This is a genomic window from Acinetobacter sp. HR7, from assembly GCF_000773685.1.
Classification (GTDB): domain Bacteria; phylum Pseudomonadota; class Gammaproteobacteria; order Pseudomonadales; family Moraxellaceae; genus Acinetobacter; species Acinetobacter thermotolerans.
Genome location: NZ_JPQO01000146.1, coordinates 1 through 5048 on the forward strand (window position 1 = coordinate 1; position 5048 = coordinate 5048).

The 5048-nt window shown below is 43.3% G+C and carries 3 protein-coding genes; all 3 read left to right on the top strand.

What is annotated here, in order from left to right:
- Positions 1-206 precede the first annotated feature (206 nt).
- The 3 genes from GW12_RS06635 (at position 207) to GW12_RS06645 (ending at position 4979) form a co-directional block, all read left to right on the top strand.
- Positions 207-1214, top strand: coding sequence for an AraC family transcriptional regulator (locus GW12_RS06635; RefSeq protein WP_034585211.1), 1008 nt, complete (start codon positions 207-209; stop codon positions 1212-1214).
- 85 nt (positions 1215-1299) lie between these two features.
- Complete coding sequence (gene zapE / locus GW12_RS06640) at positions 1300-2451, top strand: cell division protein ZapE (RefSeq protein WP_034585215.1); 1152 nt, start codon at positions 1300-1302, stop codon at positions 2449-2451.
- Between the two features lie 362 nt (positions 2452-2813).
- A complete protein-coding gene (locus GW12_RS06645) occupies positions 2814-4979 on the top strand; it encodes a malate synthase G (protein ID WP_034585218.1) in 2166 nt (721 codons plus the stop codon).
- Positions 4980-5048 lie beyond the last annotated feature (69 nt).

Sequence of the window (5048 nt, forward strand, 5' to 3'; positions counted from 1 at the left end):
CACATACGGTCTGCGTCGTTATGAATAAAAAATGTGGTTATTCGCCGATTCAATTTGAAAAGCTTATTTAAAGTTGAGATTGGCGTATAGTCATAGTTTTAAATAGTCATAGGATGAATAAGACGCTAATATTGATCAAAACGGCAATAGAGAATTTGTAAGATTTGTAGTAAAACAAAAACAACCCTATTTAAGTTTAATAGCCCATGAAGAGATCCATACTCAGTCTGATGTACCTGATTCAGGGGATGCGTAAGGCCGGTATCGCGCTGGAGCAGAAACTTGATACGATCGGATTGCGTATTGATGATCTGGATCCGACCTCAATTATTCATCCGAGTCTGGAATATGATGTGTTGAAAGTTGTGGGGGATGGGATTGTACCAGAACAGGGGATTTTAATTGGACAGCATTATGCACTGGCTGGTTATGGGCCATTGCTGATGTTACTGGTGACAAGTCCTACAGTTCGAGATGCCCTGAACCATGTGATACGCTTTCAGCAGTTGACTCATCTTACGGGCGAAATTAGCACGAAACAGAATGAGTATCATGTGGCACTTTGCTACCGTCCTAAAGATTTACAGGGTCCTTTAGGTCAACTGGTGGCACAGGCTGAAATTGCTGGAACGTTCAAGTTTATTCAGGATTTATATAAGATGATGGGGTTATCTGTACCGGAAGTACGGATCGAATTGCCATTTCCAGAGCCTGACGTGCCAGAACAGTTACAGCTTTATTATGATTATTACGGTTCACAAGTGATTCTTAATGCTGAGCAGGCGGCATTCTGGTTTGATGAAGCGGTACTAGATGTCAAGATTTCTGCTGCAGATGAACAAACATCCAAGCTTTATGAACAGAAATGTATCGCAGAACTGGAACGTTTACATGAAGATGAGCAGATTCCAGAGCTGATTCAGCGGGTACAGGATTATCTGGAATTGCAAACTGGCGGAATGCCGACCATGGCAGAAACCGCGCAGGCATTGAAAATTCCGGAACGTACCTTACGTCATCAGTTACAGCAGTTGAATACCAGCTATAAACAGATCCGTGAAGAGATTATCAAAGATAAAGCATTAAGAATGATTGAATATAAACAATATTCAATTGAAATGATTGCAGAATTATTGGGATACTCTGAACCGGCTGCATTTAATCATGCTTTTAAACGTTGGTTTGGGCAAAGTCCACGTCAATATATGAAATAGCCTAAGTTAGCTAATGCCAAAGTGTTATGGCTAGGAATTGATTTCTCGCTATAATTTTTAATGAATCGCAACAGTAATGAACCTTATGTCCGACTTAAATTCACATCAGCACAATGCCTTTAGTCCTTTATCTCCTGCGGAACGCTATGCGCAGGCGCTGTCTTCGGGTCAGTTCATGCCTGATGATGCACAGGCAGTGGCAGTCCATGAGTTAGACCGTGTCTGGGTGGAGTTAATTCAGCGCTTTAAGGCTTCTAAAAAGGCATTCCGCCGTTTCCGCCGTCAGACTGCACCAAAGGGTGTGTATATGTGGGGCGGTGTAGGACGCGGTAAAACCTGGCTGATGGACCAGTTTTTCGATTCGATTCCGTTTCGCCGTAAAACCCGCATGCACTTTCACCATTTTATGCAGCATGTGCATCGTGAGCTAAATAAGCTGTCTGGTCAGCGTAACCCGCTGGATATGGTGGCGGATCAGATCTATAAAGATGCGGTTGTCATCTGTTTTGACGAATTCTTCGTGTCGAATGTGACGGATGCTATGATCCTGAGTGATCTGTTCCAGAAACTGTTTGAGCGCGGCATTACATTGGTAGCCACTTCAAACATTGCGCCTGATGGTTTATATAAAAATGGGATTCACCGTGACCGTTTTATTCCTACCATTGAATTAGTGAAAAAGAACTGTGTGATTCTGAATGTCGATGCCGGTGTGGATTATCGTCTGCGTGTACTGAAACAGGCACAACTATTTAAGTTCCCGCTGACTCATGACAATAAAAACTGGATGGCGCAGCGTTTCAGTGCGCTGACTCAGGGCCAGCAACAGTCTCAGGAACCGATCATTATCAATAACCGTATTGTGGAAACTGTGGCACATACCGAAGATGTGTTGTGGTGTGAATTTTCTGATCTGTGTCTGAAACCACGTAGCCCGGCCGACTTTATTGAAATTGCGAATATCTACAATACAGTGCTGGTCAGCAACGTACCGCATCTGACTGATTTCCTGAATGATGCTACACGCCGTTTCATCTATTTGGTTGATGAATTTTATGATCGTGGGGTGAAATTGTTACTCACCTCAGAAGACAATATCATCGACATTTACCAGGGTGAAAAACTGGCTTTTGAAATTGAACGGACCCGTTCACGTCTGCTGGAAATGCAGTCGGATGAGTATCTGCATTCTGAACATCGGCAGATTCAGAAAACAGCCTCAACCCAGGCAGAATAATTGCTTACAAAGCGTCGGATTTTCCGGCGCTTTTTTCATCTAAAATTACTGACCAGTTTATCGACAAGAACCTGATTTCGTGGCTTAATCAGGCAACAAACATGACACTGTATATCGAAGTGCATAGTTTTTGCACGAAAATCTGAACTTAAGTCTAATTTCTACATTTCGAAAACTTTATACACTGTCATTAGGGTATTTACTGAATTGATGACTAAACATTCTGATCATCTATTTTGCGTGCATGAGGGTGACGCTGAATAAAATGATCATTATTTAGGAATGTGATAGTACTATTCAGCTAAATTTTAATCGTTATACTAGAATCTCTTGTATAAAAAGTAGCAATATCAGGAAAGACAATGACTGCACGTATTCAAAAAGGCAAGTTAGCGATTGCTAAGGAACTTTACGATTTTATCGAAAATGAAGCACTACCAGGTTCTGGTTTGAACAGTGACACATACTGGAAAAACTTTGAACAAGTCGTTGTTGATCTTAGTCCTAAAAACAAAGCACTTTTGGCTAAGCGTGATGACATTCAAGCCAAAATCGACGAATGGCACCGCAATAACAAATTTGAATTACAAGCTTACAAAGCTTTCTTGACTGAAATTGGCTACTTGCTACCAGAAGTAGAAGATTTTCAAATTACTACTGAAAACGTAGACGACGAAATTGCACAAATTGCAGGTCCACAGCTGGTGGTACCTGTACGTAATGCACGTTACAGCCTGAACGCTGCCAACGCACGTTGGGGTTCACTGTACGATGCACTTTACGGCTTTGACGTAATCTCTGAAGAAGATGGTGCGGAAAAAGGCAAGGGTTACAACCCGAAACGTGGTGAGAAAGTTATCGCATTCGCGAAGAACTTCCTGGACGAAACTTTCCCATTGGCTCAAGGCTCACATGCTGATGCGACCAAATATGCAGTGGAAGGTAACAAACTGATTGTAACCTTAAAAGACGGTTCTACAACGACTGTTGCCGATGCATCTAAATTTGTAGGTTATAACGGTGATGCTGCAGCACCCTCTGAAATCGTACTGAAAAACAACGGTCTGCATGCGCTGATTCAAATTGATGCAACCAGCCCGATTGGTCAAACTGATGCTGCCGGTGTTAAAGACGTGATTCTTGAAGCTGCAGTAACTACGATTCAGGATTTGGAAGACTCTGTAGCAGCCGTAGATGCTGAAGAGAAAGTTGAAGGCTACCGTAACTGGTTAGGCTTGATGCGCGGTACGCTGGAAGAAAGCATCGAGAAAAATGGTAAAATCATTACTCGTAAGCTGAATGCTGACCGTACTTTCAAAAATGTAGAAGGCGGCGAGACTACACTTCACGGCCGTTCATTGATGCTACTGCGTAACGTAGGTCATCTGATGACCAACCCAGCGATCTTGGTAGATGGCGAAGAAATCTATGAAGGTATCATGGATGCGCTGATCACGCCGCTGCTGTCCGTTGCTGACATTCGTGGTGAAAACACAGTACGTAACTCACGCAAAGGCTCAATGTACATCGTTAAGCCAAAAATGCATGGTCCTGAAGAAGTGGCATTTGCAGTTGAACTGTTCGAGCGTGCTGAACAGGCGCTAGGTTTACCTGCTAAATCACTGAAAATCGGTATCATGGATGAAGAACGCCGTACCTCTGTAAACCTGAAAAACTGTATTGCTCAGGCGAAAGACCGTACCATTTTCATTAACACTGGCTTCATGGACCGTACTGGTGACGAAATCCATACCTTCATGGAAGCAGGTCCATTCGTTCGTAAGGGTGAAATCAAAGGCCAAAAATGGTTCCCGGCTTATGAAAACCGTAACGTGATGATCGGTCTGCAAACCGGTTTACGTGGTAAAGCGCAAATCGGTAAAGGCATGTGGCCAAAACCAGACATGCTGCTAGACATGTACAAGACTAAGACTGAACATCCAGAAGCGGGTGCTAGCTGTGCATGGGTTCCATCTCCAACAGGTGCGGTAATCCATGCGATTCACTATCATCAAATTAACGTGGCTCAGCGTCAGCAAGAGCTGCTTGCAACTGAAGCATTGCCATTAGATGATCTGTTGACTCCGCCATTAGCGACAGATACCGACTGGACTGAAGAAGAGAAAACCAAAGAACTGGAAAATAACTGTCAGGGTATCCTGGGTTATGTAGTTCGTTGGGTTGATCTGGGTGTTGGTTGTTCGAAAGTACCAGACATTAATGATGTTGGTCTGATGGAAGACCGCGCAACACTGCGTATTTCATCTCAGCACGTAGCGAACTGGTTACGTCATGGTATCGTGACTCGTGAACAGGTTGAAGATGTACTGAAACGTATGGCGAAAATTGTGGATCAGCAAAATGCAAATGACCCGCTGTACAAGCCAATGTCAGCTGACTTTGACAACAGCATCGCGTTCCAGGCTGCTTCTGATCTGATTTTCAAGGGTGGTGAGCAACCTGCAGGTTATACAGAGCCACTTCTGCACGCTGCACGTTTAAAATTGAAAGGTTATACAGGTGACTAATCCTTCTAAATAAAAAAAGCCTCTTCGGAGGCTTTTTTATTTTCTGATTTTGTCCCGTCCTGAAATAAG